The following is a 15,271-nucleotide window of genomic DNA, read 5'->3' as shown; positions in this document are numbered from 1 at the left end:
TAGTTGAGTCAAATGTAGTAAAATAGGAGTCACTTCATGCGAAATCATGTAATTTTTTATCTAGCAGTTATACTAGTTTTTGGAATTAGTCTTTTTTTATTGCTAAACTATGGAAAAACCCTGGAAAGGCAACATATTGCTTCTTCTCAAAATATCACATCTAACTCAAATGCAGAACAAACAAGCCAAGCAAAATCAGAAAAAGGATTTATAGATGATATTAAAAGAAACTTTGTTAGCCCTATTTGCCTTATTTTACTAGAAATTATGTTTATTATAATGCTTGCTAAATTGCTTAATTTTCCTCTGAGAAAAATTGGGCAGCCTTTAGTTATAGGGGAAATTCTTGCTGGAATTGTGCTAGGGCCTTCATTACTAGGAACTATAACGCCAGATTTTACTACTTTTCTTTTCCCAAAAACATCTTTGGGTAACATCCAACTAGTTAGTCAAATAGGTTTAGTTTTCTTTATGTTTACAATAGGGATGGAACTTGATATTTCAGCTATTAACAATCGTATCAAATCAGCAGTTGTTGTTAGTCATGCAAGTATAATAGTTCCTTACCTTTTAGGCGTAATCTTGTCGCTTTTTCTTTACAAACTATATGCACCAAAAGAGGTTTCCTTTCTTGCTTTTGCTTTGTTTATGGGTATTGCTATGAGTATTACAGCTTTTCCTGTTCTAGCAAGAATTGTTCAAGAAAGGGGTTTATCAGGTACGTCATTAGGTTCAATAGCTATTACTTGTGCTGCTGTAGATGATATTTCTGCTTGGAGCATCTTAGCTTTAGTAGTTGCTATTGTAAAATCTGGTTCTCCTACTTCCGCTATTTATACAGTTGTTTTAGCACTAGGTTTTATATTTTTTATGTTTTATTTAGTTAAGCCTCTATTAAGTAAGTTTATTGATAAACATATGGTTCAGGATGATATAAGCAGAAGTCTTGTTTCCTGGATTTTTATCTTACTTTCTTTATCTGCTTTATTTGCTGAAATCATTGGAATACACGCCCTTTTTGGTGGCTTTTTAATGGGAGTTATTCTTCCTGAAAATCCCAAATTTAGAAAGCTATTAAGAGATAGAGTGGAGGATTTTTCTGTAGTCTTTCTTTTACCCCTTTTCTTTGCCTTTACTGGTTTACGTACTGAAATAGGCTCTTTAAATAATATAAATGGTTGGTTAATATGCTTGCTTATAATTACAGTAGCTGTTGTAGGTAAATTGTTTGGAAGTGCTATAGCAGCACGTTTTACAGGACTAAGCTGGAAAGAATCTTTTGCTCTTGGTACTTTAATGAATACACGAGGCTTAGTAGAATTAGTGGTGCTTAATGTAGGTTATGATTTAGGCATACTTTCGGCAGAAATTTTTACTATGATGGTACTAATGGCATTAATTACAACTTTTATGGCTGGGCCATTATTATCTTTTATACAAAGCTTTCAATCGCAACAACAAGAACAACTTATTTGATATAAGGAATTTAACAAAAAATTACCTAAAAGATATGGCTTGGCACTTGCTACCAAGCCATAATCATTTCTCATTCTTTTTCTAACATTGCTTGGCTAGTATAAACTAGCCCTCCTATTAAACCATTTACCATCAATAAGCTATAAGCTAAAAAAGAAAATAATGCTGCTTGTGTGTTAGATATCCCTAAGGGACTAAGTAGCAAAACCAGCAAATATTCACGTACTCCAATTCCATTAGGTGGCGAAATTGGAAGCATTCTAGCTAAATCAACAACTGCAAATAAAGCCATTAAAACAAATAAAGGGATGTTTAAATCTAAAGCTTGTGCTACTAACCAACAAGAAATTGTCCAAGTTGTGCGAACTAAAAACGTAGTCAGAATAATACTTAAAAGTAGCAAAGGTTTTTGACTAAAAATTAGCTAAATGATTACCAATTTTTTCTATTGTACTGCTAACTAATTTACGGTTAATCAATAACTCAAATCTAATCACTAAATTAAGAAATAGCTTCATTGCCATTTTGCTAAAAAGTAGCAAACAAAGAAAAATAGAAATTATTAGCAAACCTGCAACAAAGTAATAATTATTAGGATTATTTAAGTAATCTCGTCCAAGATAAAGTCCAACTAAACTGCTTAAAAGCAGTCCAACAAGGCTAACTAAGCGTTCAACTACAATAGAAGTAAAAACAAAGCTACTATCACCTGTAATTTTTCCAACTCTAAGTAGTCTTGCTAGATCTCCCCAACAGCACTAGGAGTAAATAAATTAAAAAACTGTGCTGTTAAATATTGACCAAACAATGTCCAACTACTAACAGAGTATTTTACTTTTATTAATAGTTGCCAACGCCAACCCATTAAATAAGTCATAAATAATGTGTTTAGCACTGCGCCTAGTAAAATAAAATAATTTACCTGAGCAATAACTTTTAATAATTCCTTTTGGTCAATTCTTGTTAAAACAAAGATAAAAGCTACTAGTCCAATAGCAATTTGTAATATTTTCCAGAGTAAACTCGATTTGTTTTGATTAAGTTTTAGATCTGTTACAGGACTAGGATTAAGTAAAGTGGCTTCAGGTGACTGTGAGTTCAAGATTTGTCACCTTTCAAATGAATATTAACCCAAATCTTGGCTAACTCTTGTAAAGTGTAGAAAATATGAGAAGGTCGAACGGTAGAACTTCCAGCCGTTCTAGGGTAATGTCTTACGCCTAATTCCGTCATAGAAAATTTATGATATCTGGCTTTAGCCAACACTTCAGCATCAACAAAAAAGCGTTGTGATTCAATTTTAATTTTGTCAAAAATGCTGCGACGAAATAACTTAAAAGCACAATCAATATCTCTAACTCGTATACGGAAAATAATTCTAACCAGTAAATTAAAACCCCAAGACAAAAATAATCTAGTTAAAGGATCATAGCGATAAATACGAAATCCACAAACTAAATCATAATCTTCAATAGGTGCAATAAAGTTCTTTAACTCTTTGACATCAAATTGGTTATCAGAATCAGTATAAAAAATAAGGTCTGATTTAGCACCAGTAAAACCATTACTTAAAGCTTGAGCATAGCCAAGATTAGTTGGGTGATGGATTACGCGAATTTCTGGATATTTTGCTGCTAGCGAGTCGCTAATTTCGCCTGTTCGGTCTTTGCTACCATCATTAACAATGATTACTTCATATGAAGAAAAAGGAAGTGTTTTAAGTGCATCTAGCATTTTAAGTGCTGCGGCTTCAATATTTTCCTCTTCATTAAAAGCTGGCAGCACTGCGGAAATAGAATTAAACTTGCTCGTCATTTTTATAAATATCCTAAACTCTTAAGGCGTGCGCTTACTTCTTCACTATCTTCTTCAGAAAAATCTGCTGCAATTTTTTGCTTATCAATTCCATCTGTAGCACTTATAGGATTTGCGCTTAGATAATCGTCTGTAATCATTTCCGTTAAAACTTCGCCATCCATATCTTTAGGAATTGGATAGCCCAGTAAATAAAGCATTGTTGGTGCAATGTCAATTATACGAGCGCGGGAAAGTCTCATTGCAGGCTTGATATTAGGGCCTGTAGCAATATAAAGCCCATTCATTCTATGATCGCCTGAATTACCATAAACATCTGTAATAAAACGGTTAGAAGTAAGATCTAGCGTCCCCATAGGCTTATAGCGCATATCTAGTGGTAAGAAAGAAATATCTGGGGCCGCTTCAACGTGTGGGCCGGTGTAGATTTCTTCGCGTCGCCAAACCTGATTAATTAGCTTTTCTCCTGTATCAGGATTAACTATTGCCTTTAATTTATCTACCACTGTCTGACAAATTCTTTCATATTCAACACCTGGTGTAACTACTCCATTAGGCTCACGTCCTTTTAGATTAATAAAAATCTGTCCGTAATTTCCTTTAGAGTAAGCAACTGTTTGTGTCCAATCTACATCTTGGAGCGAAAGCATCAAACTATTAATAATCTTAAACAATTGCGAGCGATTAGTCACCCCAGCAGCCAACCGATTTTAGCTAGTCCCATACGCATTGACATGCGATAGCCAAATTCTGGAGTAAACCCTAGATTAAAAAGCAGTTTCTTAAGTTGAGTCATCGCACTTTTCTTAAGTACAAGTAACCCTTCGGAAAGTAGCCAAATATTAAAGCAAAGGAATTTATGAATTGGGCCAAAACCGTGATCTGACCCCATCATAACTAAACTATCTGGCCCAGCTTTTCTTACCATTCTTCCAACTGCTTCATCAACTGCCTTCCAAAACTGCATAACCCGGTCACGATGTTTGGTAACTTCTTTACGATTGCTAAGAGGGTGTTTTTCATCCCAAATATGCCAAAGTTCGTGTTGGCAACGGTCTGTACTCCAAATATGGTTAGCGTAAAAATCCCAAGGGTATTGTTCCATTAAATATTCTGTCACCTTGGTTTTATACTCTAATTCATCAAAAAGCTGGTCTAGCACTTTATCAATATTGCCAGGTGCGTAAACCTCTGTAATATAAAGGCGATATGGGCCAAATTTTGATTCAAGTTCTGCAAGTAAATCTGATGGATAAGTAAAATCTCGTTTTCCTCTTGGAGTTAAAAAGTCAGACACCATCAACCCATTAACAGAAGCAGGTGGATAAGTAACCGGCATATTTGTAACAATTACTTTTTTACCTAGCTGGGAAAGTATATCCCAAATTGCCGGACTATCTCTAAGTGCTTGATTTACTGGGAGATTGTGCATTGATCCATTACGTCTAAGTAAAAATTCTAGTATTCCATGTTTACCTGGATTTTTACCTGTTACTAAAGAAACCCAAGCAGTAGGGGTGATGGGTGGAATAGTTGTTTCTAAAGAAGCTCTAGCACCACTAGCAATAATACGCTCAAGATTAGGAAGACCTATTTCCCGCATTAACGGGTCAAGTAAATCAAATGTTGTTCCATCTAAACCAAGAAAAAATAATTTTTTACTCATAAATCAAACAAATACTAAAGTAATAGAAGCTTTTCGCTAAAAAACAATAACTTGATAGCTTAACCTTAAAATCTACAAGGTCAAGTCTGGATTGCTACTGGATTGTAGAAGTGTTTGCAATTAGTTTGTTTTATCTAGCAACGGCTAATTGTTGTGGATTTTCTTGTTCAATAAGTTTCCAAGAACTAGAATCCCTAAGCAATTGCGAAACTAATTGAGCATGTAGCGCGTGTCCTGAACGTTCGGCTGTTACTCGACCAATAATTGGGCGACCTATTAAAGCAAGATCTCCAAGAATATCTAAAACTTTATGCCGTGCAAATTCATCAATAAAACGTAAGGCTTCTGTATTAAGCAATCCATTTTCTGTTAAAACAATAGCATTTTCTAGCGATCCACCACGAATTAAACCCACTTGGCGTAGTGCGTCTAGTTCCTTAGTAAAACCAAATGTTCGTGCTGGAGCAATTTCATTGATATAATCTGTTTTGCTAGAACTATAACTAAACATTTGTTTTCCTATTAATGGATGAGCAAAATCTATTAAAGAATTAATAGAAAATTCCTCTGCTGGCTCAATTTTAATTCTACGATTGCCATCACACACTTCTAACGGAGCTAAAACTTTTAAACACACCCTAGCCGCAGATTGTTCAACTACACCAGCAGCTTTTATTAAAGTAATAAATTCCCGTGAACTACCATCCATTATTGGCACTTCCAACGAATCAAGTTCAACAATACAATTGTCAATTTGGCAGCCAGCTAAGGCAGAAAGTAAATGCTCTACAGTAGCTACCATTACTCCTAAACGCATTAATGTAGTAGCGTAACTAACTCTAGCAACGTATTCAATTAAGGCAGGAATTTCAAAATTAGATAAGTCTACTCGTTGAAAACAAATTCCAGTGTTAGGAGGGGCGGGTTTAAGTGTCATTTTTACATCACAACCTGTGTGTAACCCACGACCTTGACAGCTAATAGCTTCTTTAAGAGTTCTTTGCGAAAAAGAAGTATTAAATTGATTACTTAGAACATTTTGCGCGAACGTAAAAACAGTCAACTTTTCTATCCTCCCAGCAACTTGAGCAAAATAAAGTATTACAGTTTATTGCAAGTCTTTGCTGTTAAGCATTTTTTGTACCAAAAGATTTTTTCTTTACTTGATCTAAAACAACTATTTCTATTTGTTGGAGTTAATCTTTAACCAAAAATAAGACGCTTGTTTAAGATGTTGCAACTTGACCACAATCTTAAACAAGCGATGTTGCAGAGAAACCACAATAGTTTTAATTAATGTTAATCAAGGAGCAAGATATTGCTGTGCTATCCAAAAATAACCATCAATTACTTGTTTACCATATAGCAAACTAACAATTGCTCCTAAGCCTAAGAAAACGCCAAAAGGCAATTTAGATTGCCATGCTTCATTACCTTTCAAGATAAAAATAGCAATTATAGGTAACATTGCTAGTGCTGGAGCAAGCAGCAATGTAGTAAGACAAAGTTGCCAGCCTAAATACATCCCAACAAACAACATCATCTTAAAATCGCCGCCTCCCATACCATCTACCCCACGTAGCAACCTATAGATTTCTGATAGGCTAAAAAGTAGGCCAAAACCAATTATTGCACCTAATATGCTGTTAATTATGGAGGTCAAAGCGGGATAAGGAACAAGTTTTTCCTGCAAGAAAAATATAAATCTATTCTGAATATCAAAAAACCTATCTGGGTCACCCATTAGCGAAGTTAAAGCAAGGCAAAATGCTATTAATGCTCCTGCAATTACTAGTAGTTGAAAAAGCTTTGTGTCTACAAAAAGTAGAATGATTAAAACAACTACCATCAGAAAAACAAAACCCCCAAGTAATGTAGCTAAAAACACATTTTGTAGTTGTGGTTCATTAACAACAAACCCGCGAATTACTAAAGCTAGCAAGGCTCCCCACAAAGTTAGTACATCTGGCAAAATCATTTTCTGGTAATCAATAAATATTAAAGCTATGTTGACAGAGATAAACGCAACGTTAAAAACATAATCAGCAATGCTAAAAACAGGTTTTGAAGCTTGATGATAAAAGGCTAGTAAAAAAGCAATGGTGGTTAAAGCTTCTACAAATGGGTAAATAATAGAAATCTTAACCTTGCACTTACGACATTTTCCACCTAAAACCATATAGCTTAAAATAGGAATATTTTCTAGTGCAGTAATTTGATGTTTACAATTAGGACAAAAAGATCGTGCTGGATAAACTAGCGAGATTTTTTCTTCATCTGTTGTAGTCTGCTCTTTAGTTTCTACAACTTCTTTCTTATCATTATCTATTGATATTGCTTCTTTTTGTATATTTTCTATTTTTTCTTCTGCGATTTTTTCTTTAATTATTTGTTGTTCTTTAGTTTCTTTGCTTGTATTACTGACTTCACTATCGCTAGATTCATCCATCTCTTCCCATTCGTCTTTATACATCAAAGGGATACGGTAAATTACAACATTTAGAAAACTACCTATTGCCAAACCAAATAAAGTTACAGTTAAAACCCAAAACCATTCTGGAAGTAGATCAATGTCTGGAATACCTGTATTTACCACATTGCCTCACAAGTAATTAAGAATTGTTGATATTTCTGGTTTAGAACGAGCTTAATAGTTTGTAAGTAATGGCTTTCAGAAAATTTGTCAACTAAAATAACAAAATTATGAAAATTTTGCAGATTAGTTCAGCACAAGAATTTGGTGGAGCAGAACGTCATGTAGTAGATTTGTCTATAGAACTTGCTTCTCGCGGCCATGAAATTCATCTTGCAGTACGTCCATTTAGTCCACTGCCTAGCCAAGTTAAAGACTTTGGCATAAACTGTCATACTCTAGCTTTACGAGGAGCAATAGATTTAATCTCTGCTTATAAATTAGCTAATCTAATTCAAAAGCTAAAGATCGATGTAGTCCATACCCACTACGCACGCGATTATCCATTAACCGCAATTGCTGTGCATTTATCTCAAAAACTTGGGGTTAAACCAAAGTTTTTTCTAACTAGACATCATTACTTACCTGTAAAGGCTAATTGGGCTTATAGTCATTTGTTAAGCAATGTTGACACTGTAATTGCTGTATCTACAAGTGTTCGCGACACTTGGGCAAAATTTTTTAACTTAAAATTTTATACTTCTAATAATTCTTATCCAAAGCTAGCAGTTATTCCTAATTGGATAAATAGAGAAAAATTTATTATTTCCGACACTCAAGAAGAGTCGCGCCAAAAACTTGGTATTTCAAGTAATCTGCCTGTTGTTGGAATTGTTAACCAACTAACTCAAGCAAAAGGTCAACATCTGTTATTAGAAGCAGTTACTAAGTTAAAAGCTCCCTGTTTTGTTGTATTTGCAGGAAATGAACATAACAAAGAAAAACCCTACACTAAATATTTAGAAGATTTAGCTAAAAAATTTAATTTAACTGAGCAAGTAAAATTTCTTGGACATGTTAAAGATTTGGCTAGCTTATATAATGCTTTAGATATAGTTGTAATACCCTCAGAAAATGAAGCTTTTTCTATAGTCTGTTTAGAATCAATGATTTGCCATCGTCCAGTAATTGTAGCTAATGTTGGTGGTTTAGCAGAACTTGTTAAAGACAGCAAAACAGGACTAGTTTTTCCTGTAGGTAGTAGCGATTTGCTAGCAGAAAAACTTAATTTATTAATAAATGATAAAAACCTAGCAAAAACACTAGCTCAAAATGCTTATAGCTTTGTAGAAGAAAAATTTTTAATGAAAAAAGTGATTTCCCAAATAGAGCAACTTTATCTAAATAAATAAATCTAGCTTAAAAACGTTTTATTCCTTTTACTCCTTAAAGCATATAAAGTATTACTGCCTATCTGCTAGCTAGTTTTGCACTGAAGTTAATTAACATGTTAGACTCGTCGTTTACAAATTTTTCTACAACAACAAAATCTGATTTTATTTCTATGAGGCAGTAATTCAATGGCATGGTTTAAGCGTAAGAAAACTGATAATTTACCCCCAATCCCAACTGATGCAGAGCGAAAAGTAAAAACAGAAGGATTATTTAGTAAATGTCCGCAATGTTCACAAACACTTTTTAAGGGACAACTTGAGGAAAGTGCTTATGTTTGTCCTAAGTGTAATCATCATTTTCGCATTGATGCACACCAACGCTTAAAAATGTTATTTGATAATGGCGAATATGAAGAATTTGATCAAAATATTGCTTCTACAGATCCATTAAAGTTTGTTGATACTAAACCTTACAATGAAAGATTAGCTAAAACCCAACAAACAACAGGCGTTTTAGATGCTTTAATTTCTGCTAAAGGTAAAATAGGTAATCATACTGTTATAGTTTGCTGTATGGTTTATGAATTTATTGGCGGTTCAATGGGTTCTGTTGTAGGAGAAAAAATTACTCGTGCTATTGAACGTGCCATTAAAGAACGTTGTGGGCTACTTATTGTCTCTGCTTCTGGTGGTGCGCGTATGATGGAAGGGGCATTATCGTTAATGCAAATGGCTAAAATTAGCGCAGCACTAGCAAATTTAGATCAGGCTAGACTTCCCTTTATTTCATTGATGACTGACCCAACAACTGGTGGAGTTACTGCTAGTTTTGCAATGCTAGGCGATCTTAATATTGCTGAACCTGGCGCGTTGATTGGCTTTGCTGGGCCCAGAGTAATTGAACAAACCATTAGACAAAAATTACCTGCTGGTTTTCAACGCTCAGAATTCTTATTAGAACATGGTATGTTAGATGCAGTAATCGACCGTAAGAGCTTAAAAGATTATATTTGTCAATCTCTTGATTTTATGATGAGCTAATGGACTACTGGCTAGCACTTGACTATCTTTATAGCTTAGGACATGAAACCTTAGCAATGAAGCTAGGTTTAGATAACATTGACATTTTAGCTAAGAGCCTAGGACAGCCACAACAAACTTACTCTACAATTCATGTAGCTGGGACAAATGGAAAAGGCTCTTTTTGTGCTTCTCTAGCCTCGATTTTGACAGAAGCTAAAATTGATACAGGGCTTTTTACTTCCCCACATTTACTAGATATTACCGAGCGTTTTCAATATAACCTTAAACCTATCTCTAAAACTCAGTTTTCTAATTTACTTGAAAAAGTTAAATCTCAAGTAGATGACTTATTATTAGAGCAAAAGTTATTGTCTCGTCCAACTTTTTTTGAGCATATTACGGCTGTAGGTTTTGAATACTTTCGAGAGTGTAGAGCTAAACTAGCAATTTTAGAAGTAGGCTTAGGCGGTAGGCTTGACTCTACTAACATAGTTTCACCTATTCTTAGTGTAATTACTAGTATTGATTATGATCACCAGCAATATTTAGGGAATACATTAACAGAGATTGCTAGAGAAAAAGCAGGCATCTTAAAACCAAATGTTCCTGCTTTGATCGCTCCACAAACTGAAGAAGCAGAAAAAGTAATTAAAGAAGTAGCAGAAAAAGTTCAAGCACCTTTAATTTGGTTAGATACTAGTCAAATCAATGCTTTAGCTATTAAGGATGGTTATTGGGAGTTTGATTTTTCTACTGAGAAAGAAAACTATAAAGCCTTAAAAACAGGTCTTAGAGCTTATCATCAAGTAATAACTTCTGCTCTAGTAGTTAAAGCCTCTGAAATACTTAATCAACAAGGATTTAACATTTCTAAGCAAAACATTAAAGAAGGTTTAGAAAGAGTGGTTTGGCCCGGACGATTAGAATTAATTAAATTAAAAGAATTTGATTTGCTTTTTGATGGAGCGCATAACCCACAAGGAACCAAGACGTTAGCAGATTTTTTGGTTAGCTGGTTAAAAGAAAGAAATTACTCTCAAAAAACATTAATTTTTAGTGTAATGAAAGATAAAGAACTGCCTAAAATGGCAAGTTTGCTTTTTCCTCTTTTTGATTCAGTAATTTTATTAAATCAAAAAGATACAAGAGCAATAAACTTTCGACAGATGGACGGGAAAATATTAAACTTAGCAAAACAATATTTTATTGTTGAAAATGTTGATGAAGCCCTAAAAATTGCTAATAATCAAGCAGTTAGAGAAAAATTAGTAGTTGTTAGCGGTTCTCTTCATTTAGTTGGAAGTATTAAACAACACTTAAAAAATAGCAAAAAACCCTATCAAGAGAAACCCTATGGCCTATGAGCTTTTAAGTCGGGAAGTAAAATATCGTGGACGGATTTTTGAGTTTTCCATTGATCAAGTCCTCTTTCAATCTGGCGCAACTATACAACTAGATGTAGTTCATCATAATGGTGGCGCGGCAGTAGTAGCACTTACAGATAAACAAGAAGTTATCTTAGTTAAACAATATCGTCATCCAATGGGTGAATATTTGCTAGAATTACCTGCGGGAAAAATAGAAAAAGAAGAAACCCCTGAAAAAACTGCTGCAAAAGAACTTAAAGAAGAAACAGGATTTCAAGCCGAAAAACTAGAACTTCTTTCTATTACTTATCCAGCACCAGGTTATTGTAGTGAAAGGCTTTATATCTATCTAGCAAAAGAGCTTAAAGTAGTAAGTAGTAGTCCAGAATTTGACGAAGAAATAGAAGTGGTAGTTTTACCTTTTTCTAAAGCTTGCGAAATGATTTTTAGTGGTGAAATCCGCGATGCTAAAACAATTATTGGACTTCTAGCAACAGAACGAAAGTTAAAAGAATAGTGAAATTTTTCTGTTTTGAATAGATAACTTAAGAAAATAATAAGGTTAGTATTTCAATGACAATAGAATATTGTTGCCCTGAATGCTTAAGTCCACTGCCTAAAATGCCACCTGTAACTTGTTCTAAATGTGGTAGTAATTTTAAGGCTTTAACAAATCAGACGACTAGTAAAATTTTTAGCAATTTAGACCCTGACAAACCGGCTTGGGGTTATGGGGCTGGCATTGTTATTTGGTTGTTATCTGTATTTCTAATAATTACTGCACCGCTACCTGCAATGTTAACTTGGTCTATATGGATGCAACTATCTGGGCAAACTTTACCAGATAAGCCAAAAATAGAAGAAAATCCAGAACTAGCAATCTTTTTTATTTGTGGAACATTTTTAGCCCAAATACTTACTCTAATGGTTAGTCACCGATTTATCACTAGGACTAGTAAAGGCAATTTCCTTTCAGCGTTGGGATGGCATTGGCCCGAGCGATTTGGTTTAGTAAAAACAGTTCTTTTTACAATTTTTATATTTTTTGTTACTGCAATAGTCATTTCTCTATTTCCTTACCAAAAAACAGATATGCAGAAATTTATTGAAATATCTATGGCAGTCAGGATCTTAGTAGGAATAATTGCAATAATTGGCGCACCTTTTGTTGAAGAATTAATTTATCGAGGTATTCTTTTTGCTGGCTTGCGAAGAGATTTTGGAGTTGCTCCAGCAATAATTGGTGTTTCATTTCTGTTTCTTTTAGTACATATTCCTCAATATTGGGGATCCTGGGGTGTTATAACTGGTTTAGGGATGCTTAGTCTAACTCTAACTTTAGTTAGGGCTTATAGCAGTTCGCTCTTACCATGCTTTGTTATTCACTTAATTTTTAATACTATTCAAGTAATACTAATGATTATTCAAGGTTTTGTAGGAGAGTAAAACAGCACAGTGGAAAGAAATTTTAACTTCCCTTTACCAGAAAATAGACCTTTTGATGTAGTAGGTCTTGGTCTTAATGCAGTAGATCATATTATAGTTGTTCCAAAGTACCCAGAATTTAATACTAAAATTCGCCTTAGCAACCATAGTCAGCAACCTGGCGGACAAGTTGCTTCAGCCTTAACTGCACTGGCTAGATTAGGTTGTAAAACTCGCTATATTGGCAAAGTAGGAAATGATTTTAGCGGTGATTTGCAACTTTCTCGCTTAAAAGCAGAAGGTGTTGAACATTCCTTTGTTAAACAAATAGCAAATGCTACAAACCAAATCGCTTTTATAATCATTGATGAACAAAATGGGGAGAGAACCATAATTTGGGATCGGGATGAAAAATTAGCTTTTTCTGCTGAAGAAGTAGAAGAAGAAGCTATAAATAGTGGAAGAATTCTTCATATAGATGGTCATGACGTAGCAGCAGATATTTTAGCAGCACAAATGGCACATAGATCAGGAATGGCTGTAGTAATTGATGTAGATAACTTTTATCCTGGTGCAGATAAACTACTTCCTTTTATCGATTTTCTAGTAACATCATCTGATTTTCCACGACGAGTAACAGGAATTAGCGAGCCAAAACAGGCTTTAGCTAAATTAAAAGAAGTAAGTGGAAGCTATTTTGTAGCAATGACTTTGGGTAGTGATGGAGTGTTAGCCTATCATGAAGGTGAATATTTACATGTTCCTGGATTTGAAATAGTTTGCCGAGATACAACTGGTGCGGGAGATGCTTTTCATGGTGGTTTTATTTATGCTTTATTAAATGAAATGTCAATTTTAGAAACCTTACGTTTTGCTAATGCTGTAGCAGCAATGAAATGTCTGCATTTAGGAGCGCAAACCGGACTCCCAACATTAGCAGAAGTAAAAAATTTTTTAGCTGGAAAATAAGTCTTTTAGAAATTAGTAATTTAAGGATAAACTTTTATGTCAGAAGATCAATTTGATGAGCTAGATGAATTCCAAGAAATAGATATAAGCGATTTGCTACAAGTAGTGTTAACAATGCAAGCAGAGCTAGGTGTAGTTTCAGATCTACTTGCTGAGGTATTAAAAACGGGCCAATTAAATAAAACGGAAATGATACGTTCTATGCACACCATTGGAGATCTAAGTTTAGAAGCAATGGAAATACTCTCAGACAATGAAGAGGAAATTGGTCAAGTTTTTGAACAAAACCTAATAATAATAATCTTCAGATATTAATTAAATAAAATTATGGACTATTACCCGTCTATGATGTTGTTTTTTATAGTTGAATCTAGTGAAACGGCTCTTTCATTTTCACTAAAAATGCTAATGGTGTTTTTTTTAGTATTTGCCAATGGTTTTTTTGTGGCAGCAGAATTTTCTCTAGTAGGTGTACGTCGCTCAAAAGTCTTATCTCTAGTAGAGACAGGAGACACAAGAGCTAAAACATTACTACGAGTAATAAACTCTTTAGATTCATATATTTCTGCAACTCAACTAGGTATAACCTTAGCAAGCCTTGGCTTAGGTTGGGTTGGAGAAGGAGCAATTGCTGGTACATTAACACCTGTTTTTCAACGCTTACTGCCTCCAACTTATGTTGCGGCAGTTTCTCACTCTGCTGCAATTATAGTTGCATTTACTACAATTACATTTCTTCATATAGTTTTAGGAGAACTTGCACCTAAAACCCTTGCCTTAGAACGTACTGAAAAAGTAGCTTTATTTGTAGCCTGGCCAATGGAAATGTTTTATAAAGTTTTTAAGGCCCCAATTTGGGTGTTAAATCACTCTGGCTCGCTTGTATTGCGTCTTGCTGGACTAAGTTCTTCTGCTGAACATGCTACAGCTTACACTAAAGAAGAACTACGCCAACTTGTAGAAATGAGTCATCAGGGCGGACATCTACAAAATGAAGAAATGGAAATGGTAAATAATGTTATCGAGTTTGCTAATACAGAACTTCGCCACATTATGACACCTCGCGCAGAAGTTACGGCCCTTTCTGATAAAGCTACTGTAGATGAGATTTATAAAATTTTTATTGAAAATAAATTTTCTCGTCTGCCAATTTATCGAGATAATTTAGATACTATTGTGGGCGTATTAGTGCTAAAAGATGTTGTTCCTTATTTTAGTAAACCTGAAGGATTTGTCTTAGAAAAATTGCTAAATAAACCTTTCTATTTACCAGAAACCGTCACCCTAGAACAAGCAATGCGTCAAATGCGTCGCGCTCGTGTTCATTTAGGTGTAGTTGTAGATGAACATGGTGGAACAGTCGGTATAGCTAGCCTAGAAGATTTACTTGAAGAAATCGTTGGGGAAATAGATGATGAGTTTGACCAAGAAACTCCAGAAACTATTATAGAAAAAGACAAAGGTGTTTATTTAGTTCAAGGTAGCACTCCAATTAGAGATATTAACCGTAAGCTAAAAATTAAGTTACCTGAAGAAGAAGGATACACTACACTAGCAGGTTTTTTAATGTCTGAAACAGGAAACGTCTTACAAGTAGGACAAAAATTAGAATTTGATGACTTTGTATTTACTGTTATTAAAACTGAACGTTTAAGAATTTTGGAAATCCTTATTGAAGACCTAAATAAAGATAGGGTAGAAAAATCAACTACCCTACATTAGC

The 15,271-nt window shown here is 34.4% G+C and carries 16 protein-coding genes; 9 read left to right on the top strand and 7 right to left on the bottom strand.

The features are described from left to right. Positions 1-36 precede the first annotated feature (36 nt). Complete coding sequence (locus IPK14_20445) at positions 37-1,476, top strand: cation:proton antiporter (protein MBK7995657.1); 1,440 nt, start codon at positions 37-39, stop codon at positions 1,474-1,476. Positions 1,477-1,546: 70 nt separating this feature from the next. Here IPK14_20445 and IPK14_20440 read toward each other — a convergent pair whose 3' ends face one another. From IPK14_20440 to IPK14_20410, 7 genes are all read right to left on the bottom strand, one after another. Then, entirely contained in the window at positions 1,547-1,879 is a 333-nt protein-coding gene (locus IPK14_20440) for a flippase-like domain-containing protein (protein ID MBK7995656.1), read from the bottom strand. Positions 1,880-2,215: 336 nt separating this feature from the next. Next, entirely contained in the window at positions 2,216-2,578 is a 363-nt protein-coding gene (locus IPK14_20435) for a flippase-like domain-containing protein (protein ID MBK7995655.1), read from the bottom strand. Then, complete coding sequence (locus tag IPK14_20430; GenBank protein ID MBK7995654.1) at positions 2,575-3,291, bottom strand: glycosyltransferase family 2 protein; 717 nt, start codon at positions 3,289-3,291, stop codon at positions 2,575-2,577. The genes IPK14_20435 and IPK14_20430 overlap by 4 nt, the downstream gene beginning before the upstream one ends. 2 nt (positions 3,292-3,293) lie before the next feature. After that, complete coding sequence (locus tag IPK14_20425) at positions 3,294-3,983, bottom strand: hypothetical protein (protein MBK7995653.1); 690 nt, start codon at positions 3,981-3,983, stop codon at positions 3,294-3,296. After that, positions 3,980-4,957: an alkaline phosphatase family protein gene (locus IPK14_20420; protein MBK7995652.1), complete on the bottom strand. Its 978-nt coding sequence runs from the start codon at positions 4,955-4,957 to the stop codon at positions 3,980-3,982. The genes IPK14_20425 and IPK14_20420 overlap by 4 nt, the downstream gene beginning before the upstream one ends. A 130-nt stretch (positions 4,958-5,087) precedes the next feature. Continuing rightward, positions 5,088-6,020, bottom strand: a complete 933-nt coding sequence (locus IPK14_20415) for a UDP-3-O-acyl-N-acetylglucosamine deacetylase (protein ID MBK7995651.1) — start codon at positions 6,018-6,020, stop codon at positions 5,088-5,090. Between the two features lie 240 nt (positions 6,021-6,260). Further along, a complete protein-coding gene (locus tag IPK14_20410; protein ID MBK7995650.1) occupies positions 6,261-7,553 on the bottom strand; it encodes a prepilin peptidase in 1,293 nt (430 codons plus the stop codon). A gap of 107 nt (positions 7,554-7,660) precedes the next feature. On the opposite strand from IPK14_20410, the gene IPK14_20405 reads away from it, so the two are divergent. From IPK14_20405 to IPK14_20370, 8 genes are all read left to right on the top strand, one after another. Continuing rightward, positions 7,661-8,782 carry a glycosyltransferase family 4 protein gene (locus IPK14_20405; protein ID MBK7995649.1) on the top strand — a complete coding sequence of 374 codons (1,122 nt, stop codon included), beginning with the start codon at positions 7,661-7,663 and terminating at the stop codon, positions 8,780-8,782. A 168-nt stretch (positions 8,783-8,950) separates the two neighbouring features. After that, a complete protein-coding gene (locus IPK14_20400; protein MBK7995648.1) occupies positions 8,951-9,805 on the top strand; it encodes an acetyl-CoA carboxylase carboxyltransferase subunit beta in 855 nt (284 codons plus the stop codon). After that, positions 9,805-11,151: a bifunctional folylpolyglutamate synthase/dihydrofolate synthase gene (locus tag IPK14_20395; GenBank protein MBK7995647.1), complete on the top strand. Its 1,347-nt coding sequence runs from the start codon at positions 9,805-9,807 to the stop codon at positions 11,149-11,151. The genes IPK14_20400 and IPK14_20395 overlap by 1 nt, the downstream gene beginning before the upstream one ends. Continuing rightward, positions 11,141-11,671 carry an NUDIX hydrolase gene (locus IPK14_20390; GenBank protein ID MBK7995646.1) on the top strand — a complete coding sequence of 177 codons (531 nt, stop codon included), beginning with the start codon at positions 11,141-11,143 and terminating at the stop codon, positions 11,669-11,671. Before IPK14_20395 ends, IPK14_20390 begins: the two co-directional genes overlap by 11 nt. 56 nt (positions 11,672-11,727) lie before the next feature. Continuing rightward, positions 11,728-12,600: a CPBP family intramembrane metalloprotease gene (locus tag IPK14_20385; GenBank protein MBK7995645.1), complete on the top strand. Its 873-nt coding sequence runs from the start codon at positions 11,728-11,730 to the stop codon at positions 12,598-12,600. Positions 12,601-12,609: 9 nt separating this feature from the next. Next, on the top strand, positions 12,610-13,548 hold the full coding sequence (locus IPK14_20380) for a ribokinase (protein ID MBK7995644.1): 939 nt from the start codon (positions 12,610-12,612) through the stop codon (positions 13,546-13,548). Positions 13,549-13,584: 36 nt separating this feature from the next. Further along, complete coding sequence (locus IPK14_20375) at positions 13,585-13,863, top strand: hypothetical protein (GenBank protein ID MBK7995643.1); 279 nt, start codon at positions 13,585-13,587, stop codon at positions 13,861-13,863. 30 nt (positions 13,864-13,893) lie between these two features. Then, positions 13,894-15,270 carry an HlyC/CorC family transporter gene (locus IPK14_20370; protein MBK7995642.1) on the top strand — a complete coding sequence of 459 codons (1,377 nt, stop codon included), beginning with the start codon at positions 13,894-13,896 and terminating at the stop codon, positions 15,268-15,270. Position 15,271: the final 1 nt, after the last annotated feature.

The sequence above is a fragment of the Blastocatellia bacterium genome, assembly GCA_016713405.1.
GTDB lineage: Bacteria > Acidobacteriota > Blastocatellia > Chloracidobacteriales > JADJPF01 > JADJPF01.
This window is presented reverse-complemented; position numbering and strand designations above follow the sequence as displayed.